General features: G+C 58.3%; 14 protein-coding genes. 7 read left to right on the forward strand and 7 right to left on the reverse strand.

Going from position 1 to position 17657, the window contains the following annotated elements; translation table 11 throughout:
* Both polA and MTP43_RS05010 read right to left on the reverse strand, forming a co-directional pair.
* Nucleotides 1–2574, reverse strand: a complete 2574-nt coding sequence (gene polA, locus MTP43_RS05005) for a DNA polymerase I (protein WP_117528121.1) — start codon at nt 2572–2574, stop codon at nt 1–3.
* A 275-nt stretch (nt 2575–2849) separates the two neighbouring features.
* A complete protein-coding gene (locus tag MTP43_RS05010) occupies nt 2850–3038 on the reverse strand; it encodes a ferredoxin (protein WP_005925145.1) in 189 nt (62 codons plus the stop codon).
* Nucleotides 3039–3149: 111 nt separating this feature from the next.
* On the opposite strand from MTP43_RS05010, the gene MTP43_RS05015 reads away from it, so the two are divergent.
* Nucleotides 3150–3491, forward strand: coding sequence for an arsenate reductase family protein (locus tag MTP43_RS05015; protein ID WP_005925148.1), 342 nt, complete (start codon nt 3150–3152; stop codon nt 3489–3491).
* Between the two features lie 102 nt (nt 3492–3593).
* Nucleotides 3594–4502, forward strand: coding sequence for an Ice-structuring protein (locus MTP43_RS05020; RefSeq protein WP_249235138.1), 909 nt, complete (start codon nt 3594–3596; stop codon nt 4500–4502).
* Nucleotides 4503–4563: 61 nt separating this feature from the next.
* Here MTP43_RS05020 and MTP43_RS05025 read toward each other — a convergent pair whose 3' ends face one another.
* From MTP43_RS05025 to MTP43_RS05045, 5 genes are all read right to left on the reverse strand, one after another.
* Complete coding sequence (locus MTP43_RS05025) at nt 4564–5565, reverse strand: glycosyltransferase family 2 protein (RefSeq protein ID WP_005925153.1); 1002 nt, start codon at nt 5563–5565, stop codon at nt 4564–4566.
* Between the two features lie 100 nt (nt 5566–5665).
* Nucleotides 5666–6223, reverse strand: coding sequence for a DUF4358 domain-containing protein (locus MTP43_RS05030; RefSeq protein WP_005925156.1), 558 nt, complete (start codon nt 6221–6223; stop codon nt 5666–5668).
* Between the two features lie 157 nt (nt 6224–6380).
* A complete protein-coding gene (locus tag MTP43_RS05035) occupies nt 6381–6821 on the reverse strand; it encodes an Lrp/AsnC family transcriptional regulator (protein WP_015536797.1) in 441 nt (146 codons plus the stop codon).
* Between the two features lie 477 nt (nt 6822–7298).
* Nucleotides 7299–8564, reverse strand: a complete 1266-nt coding sequence (gene hflX, locus MTP43_RS05040; protein WP_005925165.1) for a GTPase HflX — start codon at nt 8562–8564, stop codon at nt 7299–7301.
* The gene (locus MTP43_RS05045) at nt 8561–9169 is read right to left on the reverse strand and encodes a GNAT family N-acetyltransferase (protein WP_005925168.1); all 609 of its coding nucleotides are present in this window, start codon (nt 9167–9169) and stop codon (nt 8561–8563) included. The genes hflX and MTP43_RS05045 overlap by 4 nt, the downstream gene beginning before the upstream one ends.
* 150 nt (nt 9170–9319) lie before the next feature.
* Between MTP43_RS05045 and MTP43_RS05050 the strand changes: the two genes are divergently transcribed.
* From MTP43_RS05050 to MTP43_RS05070, 5 genes are all read left to right on the forward strand, one after another.
* Nucleotides 9320–11104, forward strand: coding sequence for a bifunctional homocysteine S-methyltransferase/methylenetetrahydrofolate reductase (locus MTP43_RS05050; protein WP_044960496.1), 1785 nt, complete (start codon nt 9320–9322; stop codon nt 11102–11104).
* A 25-nt stretch (nt 11105–11129) separates the two neighbouring features.
* Nucleotides 11130–12116 carry a glycosyltransferase family 2 protein gene (locus tag MTP43_RS05055; protein ID WP_249235139.1) on the forward strand — a complete coding sequence of 329 codons (987 nt, stop codon included), beginning with the start codon at nt 11130–11132 and terminating at the stop codon, nt 12114–12116.
* Nucleotides 12113–13642, forward strand: a complete 1530-nt coding sequence (locus MTP43_RS05060) for a lipopolysaccharide biosynthesis protein (RefSeq protein ID WP_005925191.1) — start codon at nt 12113–12115, stop codon at nt 13640–13642. Before MTP43_RS05055 ends, MTP43_RS05060 begins: the two co-directional genes overlap by 4 nt.
* Nucleotides 13639–14625, forward strand: a complete 987-nt coding sequence (locus MTP43_RS05065) for a glycosyltransferase family 2 protein (protein WP_005925194.1) — start codon at nt 13639–13641, stop codon at nt 14623–14625. The genes MTP43_RS05060 and MTP43_RS05065 overlap by 4 nt, the downstream gene beginning before the upstream one ends.
* Nucleotides 14626–14947: 322 nt before the next feature.
* Nucleotides 14948–17653, forward strand: a complete 2706-nt coding sequence (locus MTP43_RS05070) for a valine--tRNA ligase (RefSeq protein WP_005925197.1) — start codon at nt 14948–14950, stop codon at nt 17651–17653.
* Nucleotides 17654–17657: the final 4 nt, after the last annotated feature.

Genomic DNA, 17657 nt, shown 5'->3' on the forward strand with positions numbered 1-17657 from the left:
TTAGTGTGCCTCCAGCCAGTTTTTGCCTGCGTGCACATCGGTGCTCAGGGGCACCGCGTACTGCACGCAGCCTTCCATTTCCTCCCGCAGGATGCGGGCAGCCTGCTCGGCCTCCGCCTCCGGGGCCTCTACGATCAGTTCGTCGTGGACGGTCAGGATCAGGCGGCTGGCCATTTTTTCGTCCCGCAGACGCTTCCACACCCGCACCATGGCCAGCTTGATCACGTCCGCAGCGGTGCCCTGAATGGGGGTGTTGCGGGCCATGCGCTCGCCGCTGGCGCGCACGTTGAAGTTGGTGCTGGCCAGCTCCGGCAGGGTGCGGCGGCGGCCGAACAGGGTGGATACATAGCCGTTTGCCTTTGCGTCCGCGATGGTCTTGTCCATATAGCCGCTCACGCTGGGGAAGGCCGCCAGATAGTTCTTGAGGAAGGCGTCTGCCTCCTTCACGGTCACGCCGATATCCTTGGAAAGGCTGTACGCGCCCTTGCCGTACATGATGCCAAAGTTGATGGCCTTGGCAGAGGAGCGCAGCCGGGGCGTCACCTCGCTCTGCGGGATGCCGTAGATCTTGGCGGCGGTGCTGCGGTGGATATCCTCGCCGTTCAAAAAGGCCTGCTGCATGTGCTCGTCTCCGGTGATGTGCGCCAAGATGCGCAGCTCGATCTGGCTGTAATCCGCATCTACCAGCACACAGCCCGGCTTTGCAACAAAGTAGGCACGCAGTTGACTGCCCAGCTCGGTGCGGATGGGGATATTCTGCAGGTTGGGATTATCGGAGGAGAGTCGTCCGGTGCGGGCTTCGGTCTGGTTGAAGGTGGAGTGGATGCGCCCGTCCTTGCCAATGACCTTGAGCAGACCCTCCACATAGGTGGAGTTCAGTTTCTGGTAGGCGCGGTACTGCAAAACGTCCTCCACCAGCGGGTACTCGCGCAGACTTTCCAGCGTTTCGGCGTCGGTGGACCAGCCGCGCTGGGTCTTTTTGCCGTGGGGCAGACCCATGGTGTCGAACAGCATCTCGCCCAGCTGCTTGGGGCTGTTGGGGTTGAAGGTAGCGCTGCCGGTCTCCATGTGGATGCGGGTCAGCACCTGTTCCAGTTCCTCCCGCAGCTTTACGCCGAACTGCTCGATGCCGTCCTTATCCACCAGCACGCCGGTGCGGGTCATATCGGCCAGCACCTGTGCCAGCGGGAACTCGATCTCGTTGTACAGTGCATCCTCTCCGCAGGCGGTGATCTCGGCCTTCATCCGGGCAAACAGATCGGCCAGCCGCCCGGCGTCCGGGTAATCGGTGCAGGTAAAGGCGGCAGCAGCCTTGTAGGCGGGGATCAGCTCGCTGATCTGATACTTGGAGGCGGAGGCGTCCAGCAGATAGGCGGCCAGTTTGCCGTCCCAGACGATGCTGCTGCCCCAGCCGCCGGCGGCCATGGCCTTGGCGTACAGGGGCGCGGAGTTGAACACATCCAGCGTTACATCGGCGTTGTCCAGCAGCCGCACTAGGTCGGCATCTTCCAGCGGATAGACGGTGGCGTCCTGCACGGCGTACCAACTTTCCGGCTGCAATACCACGTTGCGGGTGCCCTGCTTGCCGGTAACGGCGGGGCGGGCAGCCACAAGATAATGCCCGGCGGGGGTCAGGGGCAGGGAAGCGAGGTCGGCTTCCGGCAGCTCCACAGCCTGTTCTTCGGCGGCGGCTTCCGGCGCTACGCCGTCCAGCCCGAACCGCGGGATCAGGGAATGAATCTCCAACTCCTGCAAAAGCCGCACGGCGGCGGGTTTATTGCCCTCGCCCACGGTGTAGGAACCCTCGGCGGTGTCGATGGGGGCATCGGTGCGGATGGTGCCCAGCGTGTGGCTCAGCTCGGCCATGGGCTTGTCTTCCAACAAGTGCTCCCGCTGCTTGGGTTTGATGCGCTTGTCGTCAATGTTCTGGTACACGCCCTCCAGCGAGCCGAAGGCCTGCACCAGCGAAAGCGCGGTCTTTTCGCCGATGCCCTTCACGCCGGGGATGTTATCTGAGGTGTCGCCCATCAGGCTCTTCACCTCAATGAGCTGCTTGGGCGCAAGGCCGTATTTTTCCTGAATGGCGTCCTCGTCCATCACCACGGTCTTGCTGCGCCCCATTACGGTGGCAGCAAGCAGCACGGTGGTGCTCTCGCTTACCAGCTGCAGGCTGTCCCGGTCTCCGGTGGCAAGGAAACAGTCGTCCTTCCGGGCGGCGCAGGCAGCAGCCAGTGTACCCAGAATATCGTCCGCCTCCCAGCCTTCGGCGGTAACGGTGCGGTAGCCAAGGTCTGCCAGCAGCTGCTTGAGCACCGGCATCTGCTGCGCCAGCTCCTCAGGCATGGCGTGGCGGGTGGCTTTGTAGCCATCGTACATTTTATGCCGGAAGGTGGGGGCTTTCAGGTCAAAAGCCACGGCCACCTCGTCCGGCTGGCACTCCTTGAGCAGGGAGAGCAGAATGTTTAAAAAACCATAGATGGCGTTGGTATAACGTCCGTCCTTGGTGGTCAGCAGCTTGATGCCATAAAAAGCGCGGTTGGCAATGCTGTTGCCGTCAATGACCAGTAAACGCATAATGCAGTTCCTCCGTTGCGTAATCTCACATCTTATAGTATAGCACAAAACTGTACCGCGCGGGAACTTTTTGCGCAAAAAAGAGAAGTGGCTGCTTTTCGTGATGCCATCTCTCGTAAAAATGCGATTGTCGCGGCTTGTAAGCCGCGACAATCGCATAATTTATAATATTCTTCCGCTGCTTATGCCCGGAGCAGCGCGGAGGGCATTTCAAATCGTCCTGCGGCAAAAAAAGCTGCCGCACAAGCTGTGCAGCAGCCTTAGCGATGCCGGGCTTATTCCTCGATGCGGATGGCGCTTACCGGGCAGCTCTGAGCTGCGGTGACGGCCTGCGGCACCTCCTCCGGCGGGATGGGGCCGGGCTCTGCCACAGCCAGAACGCCCTCCATGCGGAACACGGCGGGGCACAGCCCGGCGCACTGGGTACAGCCGATGCACAGTTCAGGGTCTACGAATGCGTTCATGCAAACACCTCCTTGCGGAAAGCATTGCCCGTTTTGCCGCAAATTATGCCTATGCAAGCGGTTTACGGTGTGGTACAATAAGACCGCCGGGAACCGGCAGGAGGAGATAAGATGAATATCCAGATCTTTGGCACGAGCAAGTGCTTTGATACCAAAAAGGCGCAGCGCTATTTCAAGGAGCGCGGCATTAAATTCCAGATGATCGACCTGAAGGAAAAGGGCATGAGCCGGGGCGAGTTTGATAACGTGGCGCGCGCCTTGGGCGGCTGGGAAGCGCTGGTAAATCCGGCAGCAAAGGACAAGCAGACCCTTGCGCTGCTGGATGCACTGGTGGACTGGCAGAAAGAAGATAAGCTGTTTGAAAATCAGCAGCTGTTCAAGACCCCCATCGTGCGCAACGGACGCAAGGCCACTGTGGGCTATCAGCCCGAAATATGGAAGGACTGGGAATAAAAAACCTGCTTTCACAAAAAAACCACCGGTACAGGTTTTGCACTCTGCGGCCGGATGTGGTATACTGTTGGGTAGACAAAAAACTTTGGGAGACTCAGACCAATGAAAAATACGATCACCCCGGAAGAACACGCCCGGATCAAGCGCCGCCGCTGGCGGCAGACCTTGGGTCTGCTGATCACGGTGCTGGTGCTCATCGGGTTTATCACGGTGCTGCGGGCCGGTGTGGGCCTTGTGGCAAACCTGTTTGACGATACCGCACAAAAGCAGGAATACGAGGACAAGCTGGAAGGCCTGGTACTGTTCGACCCCATGCCCTTTGACGGCATTGAGAACATCGACGACCTGACCCTGCGGGAAGCAGCCGTGTGGGGCTGTGTGTACAGTATTCAGGAGACGCAGGGCGGCTTTGAAAACTACAATACTGACCCCGAGACCGAGCAGCTGCTGCTGCCCTTGGTGGAGGTGGACGCCTATCTGGCAAAGCTGCTGGGCCCCGGCTTCAAGCTGACCCACCGCAGCTTTGACATGGAGGATATGACCGTCGAGTTTGACGAGACCACCCAGTGCTACAAAATCCCCATCACCGGTACGGTGGGCTACTACCGCGCCACCGTGGTCAAGCTGTTCAAGCGCAGCGGCAAGCTGCACGTCACCGTGGGCTACATCCCCACCGCCAGCGCAGATGACAGCATCATCAACCCCTCCTCGGACACCCCCACCAAGTATATGGATTACCTGTTCGAGCGCCAGAGCGGCAGCTGGTATCTGACCGGCCTGACCGAGAGTGAGACGAAACCCGAAAGCGCAGCAAGCTCCGCTGCCGCGCAGCCGGAGCCTATGGCAGAAAGCGATGTGCAGGACGCCATTCTGGCAACTGCCGGAGACTCTGCTGCGGCAGATTCGGCTGCTGCCTCGGCTGTCCAGCCGGAAGCGCAGGCAGAAACGGGCGCTGACAGCGCCGTGGCAGAAGCCCCCGCCGCTGAGGATGCCGCCAGTACCGCAGCGTAAAATGTAAATGAAAACACCCGACTGTGCGTTTGTTTTCACAGTCGGGTGTTTTTTGTACGTTTTATTTCAAATCAAACCGTACCACCACCAGCCGATACCACAGGTAGGGCACCATGTTCCAGATCATCCACAGTTCCATCAGGATGTAGTTGGGCAGATCGCGCCAGCGGAAGGGACGCTTGTCCAGTTTGCCCGCTTTGAGCAGGGCAAAGGCCTCGTGCATGCCCTTATCCCAAGCCTCGCCAAAGCCCTGCTTGTGGAACTTGTAGCACTTGAGCAGATAGCCCAGCGCCAGCGGGATAAAGTTGAGTACCAGCATCAGCAGCGGCTCGTTTTTGAGTGGCAGCAGAATGCTGTTGCGGCCGCTCTGCTGGCTTTTAAAGGCGTTGTAGCGCACAGCACCGGTGCTGGCACCGCAGATGTGGTAGCACTTGGCGGCGGGGCAGAGCACATTTTTGTAGCCGGCATTGTTGGCGCGCCAGCTCAGGTCTACGTCCTCAAAGTAGGCAAAAAAGTGCTCGTCAAAACCGCCGATCTCGTCCAGAATGCTTTTGCGGTACAGCGCTGCGCCGCCGCAGGCCGAAAAGATACGCTTTTGCTTGGTGTAGCGGCTGACGCGGCGGCCATCGCCGGTCTTGCAGGCAAAGCCCATCCATGTTACATAGTCCCCGGCATCATCGGCCAGTTCCCGCTCAAAGTGCCGGATCATCAAACTCTGCACCGCAAAGATCTTGGGGTCCGCATCGGCGGTGCGCAAAAGCTCGGCCAGCCACTGCGGCTCGGCAAAGGCATCGTTGTTGAACAGCACCACATACTTGCTCTGCGCCCGGGCAATGCCCTGATTCACTGCGTAGGAAAAGCCGGTGTTGCGCCCGTTTTCGATCAGGGTAAAATTGGGGCGGGTGCAGTAGCTGCGGGCTTGTTCCAGACTTTCATCGGTGGAACCGTTGTCCACCACGATCAGGTCAAAATCCTGTTCGGTCTGGGCGTAGATGGACTCGATGGAGTCCTTCAGCCAGCCCTTGCCGTTGATATTGGGGATGACGATGGTTGCTTTGCTCATAGTTTTTCTCCTGCGGATGTATGGATCCAAGGGGTATTATAGCATAACCCGCCGCAAAAAGAAACCGCACCCTATACAGAGTGCGGTTTCAAAAAACTTTTTACGCGGCCAAAGCCTTTTCGATGTTGGCCAGAATAGTGTCGTGATCCTCGGCGCAAACCAGAACCACCTCGCCGGTGGGGGCTACGGTGACGGTAGCGGCCTTAGCCACGAGGTACTGATCCTCCAGATAATGCTCCATGGACTGCTGTTCGCTGGCAACATAGGCCTCCAGTGCGGCCTTCACCTCATTGGTCTTGCCCTCGGCGGGCTTCACGATGGCAACGGCGTAGCTGCGCACCATCATGCTGGAAATGCTGGCGGCAAAGGCGGTATACTGGTCATCCTCCAGGTTCAGCGGGGGCATCAGGATGTCCCGGATCTCTTCGTTCAGCTGGTCGGCCTTGTACTCGGCGCTGTAACCGTCAATGGCGGTAAACTTGCCGTCCTCGCCCTTGGTAAAGATCATATCGTACTCGTTGTCCTCGTCGCTGCGGGCGTCGTGGATGATCTGGGAGTAGTCCTTGGGGGTGGAGCTGTCGGCCTTGCTTCCGCCGGAGCAGCCCACCAAAGTAAACAGAGTCAGCCCTGCCAGCAGGGCGGCGATGAATTTTTTCATAGTATTGCATTTCCTTTCATAGTGCTGTGTGTGGAAGGTGCAGCCGGGCGCACACGTTACAGGTAGTGTGTGCCGGTTTTGGGCTGCTATTCTGGATACGAACCACCGCACCGCAAAATTGCAGGGAAAAAGTAACAGTTTTATGAACAACACTCGCTTACAGCATCAAAGCGTCCAGATCGCCGTGGTTCACCGGGGTGGACAGGATGATCTGGGTGCTGGTGGTGCCCAGCTTCTGGAACTGCAAAATCAGGTGCTCCAGCTGTGCCATGCTGCCGCAGCTGACCTTGACCAGAAAGGTGTACGCACCGGTAACGTGGTAGCATTGCAGCACCTCGCGGCTGTTTTGCAGCAGCTCCAGAAAGGCATCCTGCTTGGAGGGGGCAACCGAAAGGCTGATGAGCGCATCCACATACATCCGGTCTGCCGGACGGTTCAGTGTGACGGTATAGCCGCTGATGATGCCGTCCGTTTCCAGCTTATGGATACGGCTGGAGACTGCCGGGCTGGTAAGCGACACCTGCTCCGCAATTTCTTTGACGGGCATCCGTGCGTTTTTTGCCAGAAGGGTGAGGATTTTGCGGTCAAGATCGTCCATGAGAAGAGCCTCCTTCAAAATATGTTGGATTGTATAAAATTTTCTGAAAGTAAAGTTTTTATGTTGTGCAAACCCACGGAAATGGAATAAAATTTCGTTTCTGAAATTCTATGTTAATTATATAAAGTTTTTGCAAAAAAGTAAAGTATTATTTTAAAGCAAAATCCGAAAATCCTGTTTGACAAGAAAAGAAAAACGGGTATAATACATCATGCAAGGCAGCGCAATGAATAAAAGTCTGCCAATGATATTGAGATTCACCACTTTATATACTTTCCCACCCCTCTATACACAAAAACCCGCTGCCAGGCGGGTTTTTGTGTTTGTTGGGGCTTTTTATTTATGAAAAAAGCAGTGGTAGACAACGTACTTGGCTCATAGAGCAGCTGTTTCCGGTCACGACCCCACCCGTGAAAATGCAAACCCGGAAAGTCCGCAGACTTTCCGGGTTTGCTCTAGATCAAAATATTATTCCGCTTAGACCAGATAGCCCTCAAAGCAGTGCAGGTCCTCGGTTTTGACGATGCCTTCCAGATACAGCCCGTCCTCCCGGTATTCCTCCACCTGTACGCTGCCGCGCTCCCGCATGGGGGCGGCAAGCCCAAGCTTGTCGTAGGGCAGCAGCACCCGGATGGTGTGCACCCGGTCGCTGAGCACCTCGTCCAGCTTTTGCAGCAGCTTGTCCAGCCCGTAGCCGGTTTTGGCGCTGGTCAGCAGAATGTCGGGGTCAAAGCTCAGGGTGTTGGGTTTGTCGCACTTGTTGTACACGGTCAGGCGGGGAATGTCGGTACAGTCCAGCCCATCCAGAACCTCGTCGGTGACGGCAAGCTGCTCCTCGCGCTGTTCATCCCCGGCGTCTGCAACCCGGACGATCACATCAGACCATGCGGCTTCTTCCAACGTAGACTTGAACGCCTCCACCAGATTGTGGGGCAGGCGGGACACAAAGCCTACCGTGTCCACCAGCAGCACCGCCATGCCGCTGGGCAGCACCAGCTTACGGCTGGTGGGGTCCAGTGTGGCAAACAGCATATCGGCCTCGGCCACGCTGGGGCCGCACAGGGCGTTCATCAGGCTGGATTTGCCCACGTTGGTGTAGCCCACAAGGCTTACCACCGGCATTCCGGTCTTAGCGCGGGCCTTGCGGCTCTCGCCCCGGCGCTTTTCCATCTCGGCCAGCTTCTCGGCCAGCGCATCAATGCGGGCGTGCACATGGCGGCGGTCCAACTCCAGCTTGGTCTCACCGGCACCGCGGCGGGCACCGCCGCCACCGCCACCGCCGCCGCCCTGACGGCTCAACGCCTCGCCCATGCCCTGCAGGCGGGGCAGACGGTAGCGCAGCAGCGCCAGTTCGGTCTGCAATTTGCCCTCGTTGGTCACGGCGCGGCTGCGGAAAATCTCCAAGATCAGCATGGTGCGGTCGATGACTTCCAGCCCGCCCAGCGCGTTGGAGATGTTGCGGATCTGGCTGCCGGTCAACTCGCCGTCAAATACGGCGCATTCCGCGCCCAGCGTCTGGGCGGCAAGGGAAGCTTCTTCCAGCTTGCCGCTGCCCAGCACGATGCCGGTCTCCGGGGTCTGGCGCTTCTGGGTGATCTGCGCCACGGCCTCCATGTGGTTGGCCTCGCACAGGGCAGAAAGCTCTGCCAGACTGCGCTCACAGTCCCACAGCCCCTGATCCAGTGCCAGCAGCACCACCTTTGTGGGAGGGGTCTCGGTCAGAATATCATAAAGCTCGCTCAAAGTAAGTCCTTTCTGTTATCGTAGCGTTCTTTTGTCAGCAGATAGCACCGGCATTCCACCGGTGTGCCGTCAAATTTGTGGTAAACGTCGTTGTGATGGTACACAAAGCCGGCCTTTTCCATCACCCGGCCGCTGGCGGGGTTGTGCACCGCGTGGCAGCAGGTGAGAAAGGTGCCGCCCACCTGTCTGAACCAGAAATCCACCACAGCTTGCAGCGCTTCGGTGGTAAGGCCCTTGCCCCACCACTTCTGCCCGATGCAGTAGCCCGGCTCCCAGATGCCGCCGGAGAGTTCCAGCCCCGGCCACTTGGCCTTTTGCTGCGGCTCACCCAGCAGGGCGTTGTATACGGAGATGGAGCCAAACACCTGTCCGGTGGCCTTTTCTACCATGGCCCACTGGTAATAATCCGGGTTCGGATACAACTCTGCCCACGCCGAAAGCAGTTCCCGGGTCTCGGCAGGGCTTTTGTGCGGTTCCCAGCGCAAAAACCGGGTCACAGCCGGGTCATTTGCCCAGTTTTCGTACATCTGCGGGGCGTCCTGCGGCAGCAGACGGCGCAGCAGCAGACGGTCGGTCTCCAGTTCAGGTGTGCCGGTGTGGCGCATGATCCATCCTCTCCCTTTTCTCAAAAGTTATCCCTAAGATAGCACAAAAACGGCCACGCTGCAAGCGAAATCAAGAAAACCGCTTGACCGGATGGGTGAACTACGATAAACTGAAAGATGAAGTCTTTTTATAGGAAAGGGAAAGTATCGATGTTAGATGTGCGCAAACTGTTAGCCCAGCGGCCGCTGCTGTTCGATGGCGGTATGGGTACCTATTATAAAGCAAAGCCGGGGCAGGAGTGCGAGCAGGCAAACCTGACCGACCCCGAGGGCATTCTGGCGGTGCACCGGGCGTATCTTGCTGCCGGAGCGGACGCCATCAAGACCAATACCTTCAGCCTGCCGCGTCTGGCGGCGGCACAGCAGCCGGGCTGGGAGCAGCTGGCGGATGCAGGCTGGCAGCTGGCAGTAAAGGCCGCCGGGGAGACCGGCGCGGCAGTGTTTGCCGACCTTGGCCCTGCGCCGGATACCGAAAATCTCCCGGCGGAGCAGGTGTATCTTGCTGTGGCAAAGCGCTTTGCGCTGCTGGGTGCACGGAATTTTCTGTTTGAGACCCTGAGCGCCGAGGACGGTGTGCTGGAAGCGATTCGTGCGCTGAAGCAGACCGTGCCGGAGGCCTTTGTACTGGTATCCTTTGCGGTGCTGCCGGACGGCTACACCCGCGAGGGCCGCTACTGTGCCGAGCTTGTGCGCCGCGTGGCGCAGAGCGGCGTGGTGGATGCCGTAGGCCTGAACTGCGTATCTGCCCCGGGTGCGATGCGGGCACTGGTGCAGCAGCTGGGGGATGCGGGACTGCCCCTTTCGGTCATGCCCAATGCAGGCTACCCGGTGGTGGCGCGGGCACAGGTGCGCTATCAGGGCAAGCCGGAGTATTTTGCCCGGGAGCTGAGCCGCCTTGCCAGTGAGGGCGTGCGCATTCTGGGCGGCTGCTGCGGTACAACGCCGCAGCACATTGCTGCCCTGCGCACCGCGCTGGATGCTTTGCCGGAAGTGCTGCCCGCCGCCCCGGCGGCAAAGCCCGCCGTGGCCGCAAAGCCTGCAGTGGAAACGGACGATGCCTTTTTGCGCAAGCTGCGCGCCGGACAGCGGGTCATTGCGGTGGAACTGGATTCCCCCAAGGACGCCGACCTGACCGCGTATCTCGAGGGTGCCCGCCGTCTGCAGGCCGCCGGTGCGGACCTGCTGACCATTGCAGACTGCCCCATTGCCCGGGCACGGATGGATTCTTCTCTGGTGGCCTGCCGGGTGCACCGGGAGCTGGGCATGAACGTACTGCCCCACATGACCTGCCGGGACCGCAACCTGAACGCCACCAAGGCGCTGCTGCTGGGACTGTACGCCGAGGGCGTGCGGGAGGTACTGGCCATTACCGGCGACCCCATCCCCACCGCTGAGCGGGACGAGGTGAAAAATGTGTACCAGTTCAACTCCCGCAAGCTGGCGCAGTATATCGTTTCGCTGGCCGGAGAGGGACGGGAGATGCCCAGCCCCATCACGGTGTTCGGTGCGCTGAACCTGAACGCCCGCAATTTTGAGGTGGAGCTGCGCCGCGCCGCAGAAAAGCTGGAAAACGGCATGAGCGGCTTCCTTACCCAGCCGGTGCTGTCGGCACAGGCGGTGGAAAACCTGAAAAAAACCCGGGAGACGCTGGGCGAGCGGGCAAAAATTCTGGCCGGCATCCTGCCGGTGGTCAGCCAGCGCAACGCCATCTTTATGGAAAACGAGGTCAACGGCATCCATGTGGATGATGCCATCATCCAAAGGTTTGAGGGGCTGGACCGTGCCGCAGGCGAGGAGCTTGGACTGGAAGTCTCGGTGCAGGCAGCCAAAGCGGCTGCGCCCTATGTAGACGGCTTTTACCTGATGACCCCCTTCAACCGGGTGGCGCTGATGGAACGGCTCATTGCCCGCCTGCGCACCGAGGTGACGGGCTGAAAAGATAAAACGGGAGGAACACGCTGTGCCCTGCGAAAAACCATTGCTCAGCATCATTGTGCCGGTGTACAAGGTGGAAAACTATCTGCAAAAATGTATCGATTCCATTCTGGCACAGACCTTTACGGACTTTGAGCTGATCCTTGTGGAGGACGGTTCGCCGGACGGTTGCCCTGCGCTGTGTGATGCCGCTGCCGCGAAAGATGCCCGCATCCGGGTGCTTCACCAGAAAAACGGCGGGCTTTCTGCTGCCCGCAATGCCGGGCTGGATGTGGCAAGGGGCGAGTGGATCGGCTTTGTGGATTCCGACGACTATATTGCACCGGAAATGTACGAAACACTGTACAAGGCCGTGCAAAGCACCGGGGCAGACCTTGCCCTGTGCGATTACGCTGCGGTGGACGAGGCAGGCACACCCTGCCTGCCGCCGTACACCGGGCTTGCACAGCGGATCTTTACCGGGCGGGAACTGCTGAAAAAAGCCACGAATACGATGGCGCAGCCTGCGTGGAACAAGCTGTACCGCCGCGTTATCTTTGCGCAGCTGCGCTACCCGGAGGGCAAGCTGAACGAGGATATTTTTGTGCTCCCAGAAATCTGTCTGAACACCAAAAAGGCCGTGGTGGTGCCAAAGGAGCTGTATTATTATGTGCAGCGCGGCAGCAGCATTATGAACGAAAGCAAAACGCTGCGCCATTTTGATGCTGCCGAGGCCGCACAGCGGTATTGGAACTGCCTCGTGGAAAACGAGGTATACGATGCGCTGGCAAATGCGGCAAAGTTTACGATGGGCAGCGTGAGCCGGGTGTACCGGCAGCTGCCCCCGGCGCTGCGCAAGGCACCCCGCAGCCGGGAAATGCTGCGGATGCAGTTTGATGTGGTGGACCGGACGCGGCAGTATTGTACCGTTCCGGCGGGACTCTGGCTGCAAAGCCTGCTGTTGCGGCTATTTCCGCGGGAATATATGTGGCTGCGGAACATCAAAGGCAGGGGAGAATTAAAAATCGCATGAGAACACGTTATTCGATCATCAATATGCTGTTTAACATCGGCGGGCAGTTTTTGACGATGCTGCTGTCCTTCATCAACCGGATGGTGTTCATCCGCTGCCTTTCAGCGGAATATCTGGGGGTCAACGGCCTGTTTACCGATGTGCTCAGCATCCTTAATTTTGCGGAGCTGGGCATCGGTACGGCTATGGTGTTCAGCATGTATGAACCGGCAGCCCGGGATGACGAGCAGAAACTGGCGCGGCTGATGAACCTGTACAAGTGGATGTACCGGGCGGTGGCAGTCTCGGTGTTGCTGTTCGGGTTGGTGCTGCTGCCGTTTCTGCCCTACCTCATCAAGGGCGGCGAGGGCATTGAACATATCACCCTGATCTATATGATATATGTGCTCGGTTCAGCAAGTTCCTATCTGCTGAGTTATAAAAATTCCATCTATCAGGCCTACCAGAAAGGCTATATCTGCGCAGGATGGAGTATGGCGTGCGAGTGCATCAAGACTGTTTCGCAGATCACGGTGCTGCTGTTGACCCGGAACTTCATCCTGTATCTGGCGGTTCAGCAGGCGATACAGTTTTTACCCAACATTATGGTTTCCCGCATGGTGGACAAGGAGTTTCCATACCTGAAGGAATGCCATGAGCTGCCAGAAAGGGAGGAACGGAACGGCATCCTGAAAAATATCGGTGCCATGAGTATGCACAAGCTGTCAACCATCATCGTGCGCAATACGGACAGTCTGCTGATGTCCTCCTTTATTGGCCTTGCGACGGTGGGCCTTTACTCCAATTACCGGTTGGTGATCAATGCACTGAACAACCTGATGGGAAAATTTGCTGTGGCTTTTTCCGGCAGTATCGGCAATTTTGCAGTAATGGAAAATTCGGACCGGCTGTATAAAATCTATAAGGAAATGGATTTTATGTTCTTTGTCATGTCCGCTTACCTGACCGGTGGGCTGATGATGCTGTTTAACCCCTTTATCACGCTGTTGTTTGGCGGAAGATACTGTTTTCCGATGACCACAGTGATGGTCATTGTGGCAGAGTTTTACATTACACGAATGCGGCAGACGAATCTGCTGTTCCGGGAGGCCATGGGGCTGTTCTGGAACGACCGCTACAAAGCGGTGGCGGAATCCATCATCAATCTGGTGGCCTCGCTTGTACTGGTGCGGCAGTACGGCGTGACCGGCATTATCTGGGGCACCATCATCAGCACGCTGTGTACCTGTGCCTGGGTAGAACCCTACATCTTTTTGAAGTATGGCGTTCAGGATGCATGGAAGAAGAAACTTCGGGATTATTTTGCAGAGTATCTGAAGCGCACACTCCTTACAGCAGCGGTCTCTGCGGCAGCGGTGCTGTGGGTGCAGCGGTTCCCGGTGGGCAATTTCGGTATTTTTATTCTGGATGGGCTGCTTTACACAGCTGTGTTCGCAGGAGTGATCGTACTGTTCTACCGTGGCAGCGAAGAATATGATACGCTGAGGCAGCGCGGACTGAAGATATTGAAAAGGAGAGCGGAATGAACGCAAAGGAGCAGCCCTTGATCTCGGTGATCGTGCCAGTTTATAAGGTGGAAAAGTATCTGCCTGCATGTCTGGACAGCTTGTTGGCGCAGACGTATCAGAATTTTGAACTGCTCCTTGTGGATGACGGTTCGCCGGATAAATGCTGGGAAATTTTGCAGCAGTATGCGGCACAGGATGCCCGGGTGTGTATTTTCCGCAAGGAAAACGGCGGGGTGTCCTCGGCACGCAATTTTGGGCTGGAGCAGGCAAGGGGCGAGTATATCTGCTTTGTGGATTCCGACGACCTTGTGCTGCCGCAGTATCTGGAATGGCTGTACGATGCTTTGTGCAGCTGCGGTACCCGCATTGCCATGTGCCGCTACCGCAGCATACGGGAAAACGAGACTCTGTGGACGGTGACGGAGTGCCCGGCACCGCAGAAAATCACGACGGAAAACTACTCGTGGATGCAGGAATGGAGCGGCGGGCACTGCTGGCGGATGCTGACCCACCGGGAGGTGCTGCAGGATGTTCGCTTTGACCCGGCGCTGTTCTACGGGGAGGATGCCCTGTTCTTTGTAACGGAATTCCTCAAGGCAGGCAGTCTGGCATTTTTGAACTGCCCGCTGTATGCTTACCTTGAACGTCCAAGCTCTGCCGTGCGGCAGGAGCCGAGCCTGCGCTTTTACACGGCGGCACTGGCGTGGGAACAGATCTGGCAGCTGGTAAAGGGGCAGCCGGACCCCTTCCGCAGCACTACGGAACAGCGCTGCGTCATGTCCTGCGCCGAGGTATATTTCCGGCTGGTCAACCAGCCGGAGCGGGATTCCGAGAAGGAAAAAATGCTGCTGAAAACAGCAAAGCTGCACCGTCATGCTGCGTGGGAGATTCCGCCGGGAAATCAAAGCCAGAAGCTGCAGGCGCTGATGGTAAGCTACTGCCCGCATCTGGGCGCAAAGGCATGGAAGCTGGTGCGGTGGGTGAAAGGTTTGAAAAACTGATTGACAAATCCCACAAAAAACGTTATATTCTTTTTATAAATGCGTTGAAAAAGAGTGTGCATCGTCTGGGACCGCACAGAGAGCCGGGGGCAGCTGAAAACCCGGCGGGATACCGGCGGGGCACTGTCACTTTGGAGCAGGAGCGGTGAGCCTTGCCGGTAAGCCGCTTTCGGGTCTGCCCTACGTTACAGGGGCATCAAGGGGCGCGGAACCTTCCGCGCAATTTGGGTGGTACCGCGGTCATGTATTTACAGCCGTCCCATGGAACGCTCCGTGGGGCGGCTTTTTGCGTCCCACTTCATCAAATTTTTGGGAGGACACTATGAAAGAGCTTGCAAAGCAGTACGATCCCAGTCAGGTGGAAGATCGTATCTACCAGTTCTGGCTGGACGGCGGCTACTTCCACACGAAGGCCGATCCGGACAAGAAACCTTATACCATCGTGATGCCGCCACCGAACGTTACCGGTCAGCTGCACATGGGCCATGCGGTGGATAACACCATGCAGGATATCCTCATCCGCACCAAGCGGATGCAGGGCTATGCCGCCCTGTGGGTGCCCGGCACCGACCACGCCTCCATTGCTACCGAAGCCAAGGTGGTGGAAGCTATGCGCGCCGAGGGCCTGACCAAGGAGATGGTCGGCCGCGATGGTTTTCTGGAGCGCGCCTGGGCATGGAAGACCAAGTACGGCAACCGCATCGTCAGCCAGCTGAAGAAGCTGGGCAGCAGCTGCGACTGGGAGCGCGAGCGCTTTACCATGGACGAAGGCTGCTCTGAGGCTGTCAAGGAAGTGTTCGTGCGCCTGTACGACAAAGGCCTGATCTACCGCGGCAACCGCATGGTCAACTGGTGCCCCCACTGCAACACCTCCATCTCTGATGCCGAGGTGGAGTACGAGGAGAAGGACGGCAGCTTCTGGCATCTGCTGTACCCGGTCAAGGAGACCGGCGAGATGCTGGAGCTGGCCACCACCCGCCCCGAGACCATGCTGGGCGATACCGCCGTGGCCATCAACGGTGAGGATCCCCGCTACGCCCATCTGCACGGCTGCCATGTGGTGCTGCCCCTGCTGAACAAGGAAATCCCCATCGTCTGCGATGAGCACGCCGATATGACCAAGGGCACCGGTGTCGTGAAGATCACCCCCGCCCACGACCCCAACGACTTTGAGGTCGGTCTGCGCCACGACCTGCCCATCGTGCGCGTGTTCACTTACGACGGCCACATGACCGGCGCTGCCGACAAGGCTGCCGCCGATGCTCTGTTTGCCGCCGGTAAGAACACCGTCAACGAGCCCCATGTGCTGGACTGCGGCAAGTACGCCGGCATGACTACGCTGGAGGCACGCAAGGCTATTCTGGCCGACCTGAAAGAGGGCGGCTTCCTGAAGGAGATCGAGCCCCTGAAGCACGAGGTGGGCACCTGCTACCGCTGCCACTCCACCATCGAGCCCATGATCTCCAAGCAGTGGTTCGTCAAGATGGAGCCGCTGGCAAAGCCCGCCATTGAGAGCGTAGAGAAGGGCGAGATCAAGTTTGTGCCCGAGCGCTTTACCAAGAACTATATGAACTGGATGAAGAACACCCGCGACTGGTGCATCAGCCGTCAGCTGTGGTGGGGCCACCAGATCCCGGCTTGGTACTGCGACGACTGCGGCGAGACCGTGGTGGCAAAGTCCGCTCCCTGCACCTGCCCCAAGTGCGGCAGCGCAAAGCTGACGCGGGACCCCGATACGCTGGATACCTGGTTCTCCTCTGCGCTGTGGCCCTTCAGCACGCTGGGCTGGCCCAACGAGGACAGCGCCGACCTCAAGTATTTCTACCCCACCAATACGCTGGTCACCGGCTACGACATCATCGGCTTCTGGGTCAGCCGCATGATCTTCTCCGGTCTGGCTTACACCGGCAAGGCTCCGTTTGATACCGTCTGCATCCACGGCATCGTCCGCGACAGTCAGGGCCGCAAGATGTCCAAGAGCCTTGGCAACGGCATCGATCCGCTGGAGGTCATTGCCCAGTACGGCGCGGATGCCCTGCGCTTTATGCTGGTGGACGGCTCCACCCCGGGCAACGATATGCGCTATATCGAAAAGAAGGTGGAGGCTGCCCGCAACTTTGCCAATAAGCTGTGGAACGCCACCCGCTTTGTGCTGATGAACCTGCCCGAGGACTTTGAGCCGGGTCTGCCCTGTGAAGAGCTGCTGGACATGAGCGACAAGTGGGTGCTGACCAAGCTGAATCAGGTGGCCGGTGCCATGACCGATAATCTGGAGCACTATGAGATGGGTCTGGCTGCTGCCAAGATCAACAGCTTTATCTGGGATGTCTACTGCGACTGGTTCATCGAGATCGCAAAGCCCCGCCTGAACTCCGGCGATGCACAGCAGGCCGACACCGCCCGCCGTGTGCTGGTGTATGTGCTGGATAAGGCGCTCAAGCTGCTGCATCCCTTCATGCCCTTCATCACCGAGGAACTGTATCAGGCTCTGCCCGGTTCTGCCGAGACCATCATGACGCAGGCATGGCCAACCTTTGACGCCGCTCACAACTGGGCCGCTGAAGAGGAAGCCTTTGAAAAGGTGATGGATTATATCAAGGCTGTGCGTACCATGCGCACCGAGATGAACGTGCACCCCGCAAAAAAGACCAGCATGATCATTGAAACTGCCGATGCAGCCCCCTTCCAGAACGCACAGGTCTATCTGGCCAAGTTTGCCTTTGCCACCGATGTGACCTTTACCGAAAAGTACGAGGGCAGCACCGATGGCATGGTGCAGGTGTCCACCCACGCCGCCCGCGGCTTCATCCCCATGATGGAGCTCATCGACCGAGAGAAAGAATTGGCTCGCCTGAACAAGGAAAAGGCCAAGGCTGAAAAGGAAATGGCCATGTTCGGCAACCAGCTGAATAACCCCAAGTTTGTGGAGCGTGCCCCGGCGGCTCTGGTGGAGGAGATCCGCACAAAGTTCGCCAAGAGTCAGGACAAGCTGGCCAACATCGAGCAGAGCATTAAGGCTCTGGGCTGAGACT

Origin of the sequence: Faecalibacterium sp. IP-1-18 (genome assembly GCF_023347355.1) — a bacterium.
In the GTDB taxonomy this organism is placed as follows: domain Bacteria; phylum Bacillota; class Clostridia; order Oscillospirales; family Ruminococcaceae; genus Faecalibacterium; species Faecalibacterium prausnitzii.

Coding starts and splice junctions, on each gene's coding strand:
- polA (WP_117528121.1), bottom strand. CDS start 2,574: ATGCGTTTACTGGTCATTGACGGCAACAGCATTGCCAACCGCGCTTTT.
- MTP43_RS05010 (WP_005925145.1), bottom strand. CDS start 3,038: ATGAACGCATTCGTAGACCCTGAACTGTGCATCGGCTGTACCCAGTGC.
- MTP43_RS05020 (WP_249235138.1), top strand. CDS start 3,594: ATGAAAAATACGATCACCCCGGAAGAACACGCCCGGATCAAGCGCCGC.
- MTP43_RS05060 (WP_005925191.1), top strand. CDS start 12,113: ATGAGAACACGTTATTCGATCATCAATATGCTGTTTAACATCGGCGGG.
- MTP43_RS05045 (WP_005925168.1), bottom strand. CDS start 9,169: ATGCGCCACACCGGCACACCTGAACTGGAGACCGACCGTCTGCTGCTG.
- MTP43_RS05065 (WP_005925194.1), top strand. CDS start 13,639: ATGAACGCAAAGGAGCAGCCCTTGATCTCGGTGATCGTGCCAGTTTAT.
- MTP43_RS05050 (WP_044960496.1), top strand. CDS start 9,320: ATGTTAGATGTGCGCAAACTGTTAGCCCAGCGGCCGCTGCTGTTCGAT.
- MTP43_RS05030 (WP_005925156.1), bottom strand. CDS start 6,223: ATGAAAAAATTCATCGCCGCCCTGCTGGCAGGGCTGACTCTGTTTACT.
- MTP43_RS05070 (WP_005925197.1), top strand. CDS start 14,948: ATGAAAGAGCTTGCAAAGCAGTACGATCCCAGTCAGGTGGAAGATCGT.
- MTP43_RS05035 (WP_015536797.1), bottom strand. CDS start 6,821: ATGGACGATCTTGACCGCAAAATCCTCACCCTTCTGGCAAAAAACGCA.
- MTP43_RS05025 (WP_005925153.1), bottom strand. CDS start 5,565: ATGAGCAAAGCAACCATCGTCATCCCCAATATCAACGGCAAGGGCTGG.
- MTP43_RS05015 (WP_005925148.1), top strand. CDS start 3,150: ATGAATATCCAGATCTTTGGCACGAGCAAGTGCTTTGATACCAAAAAG.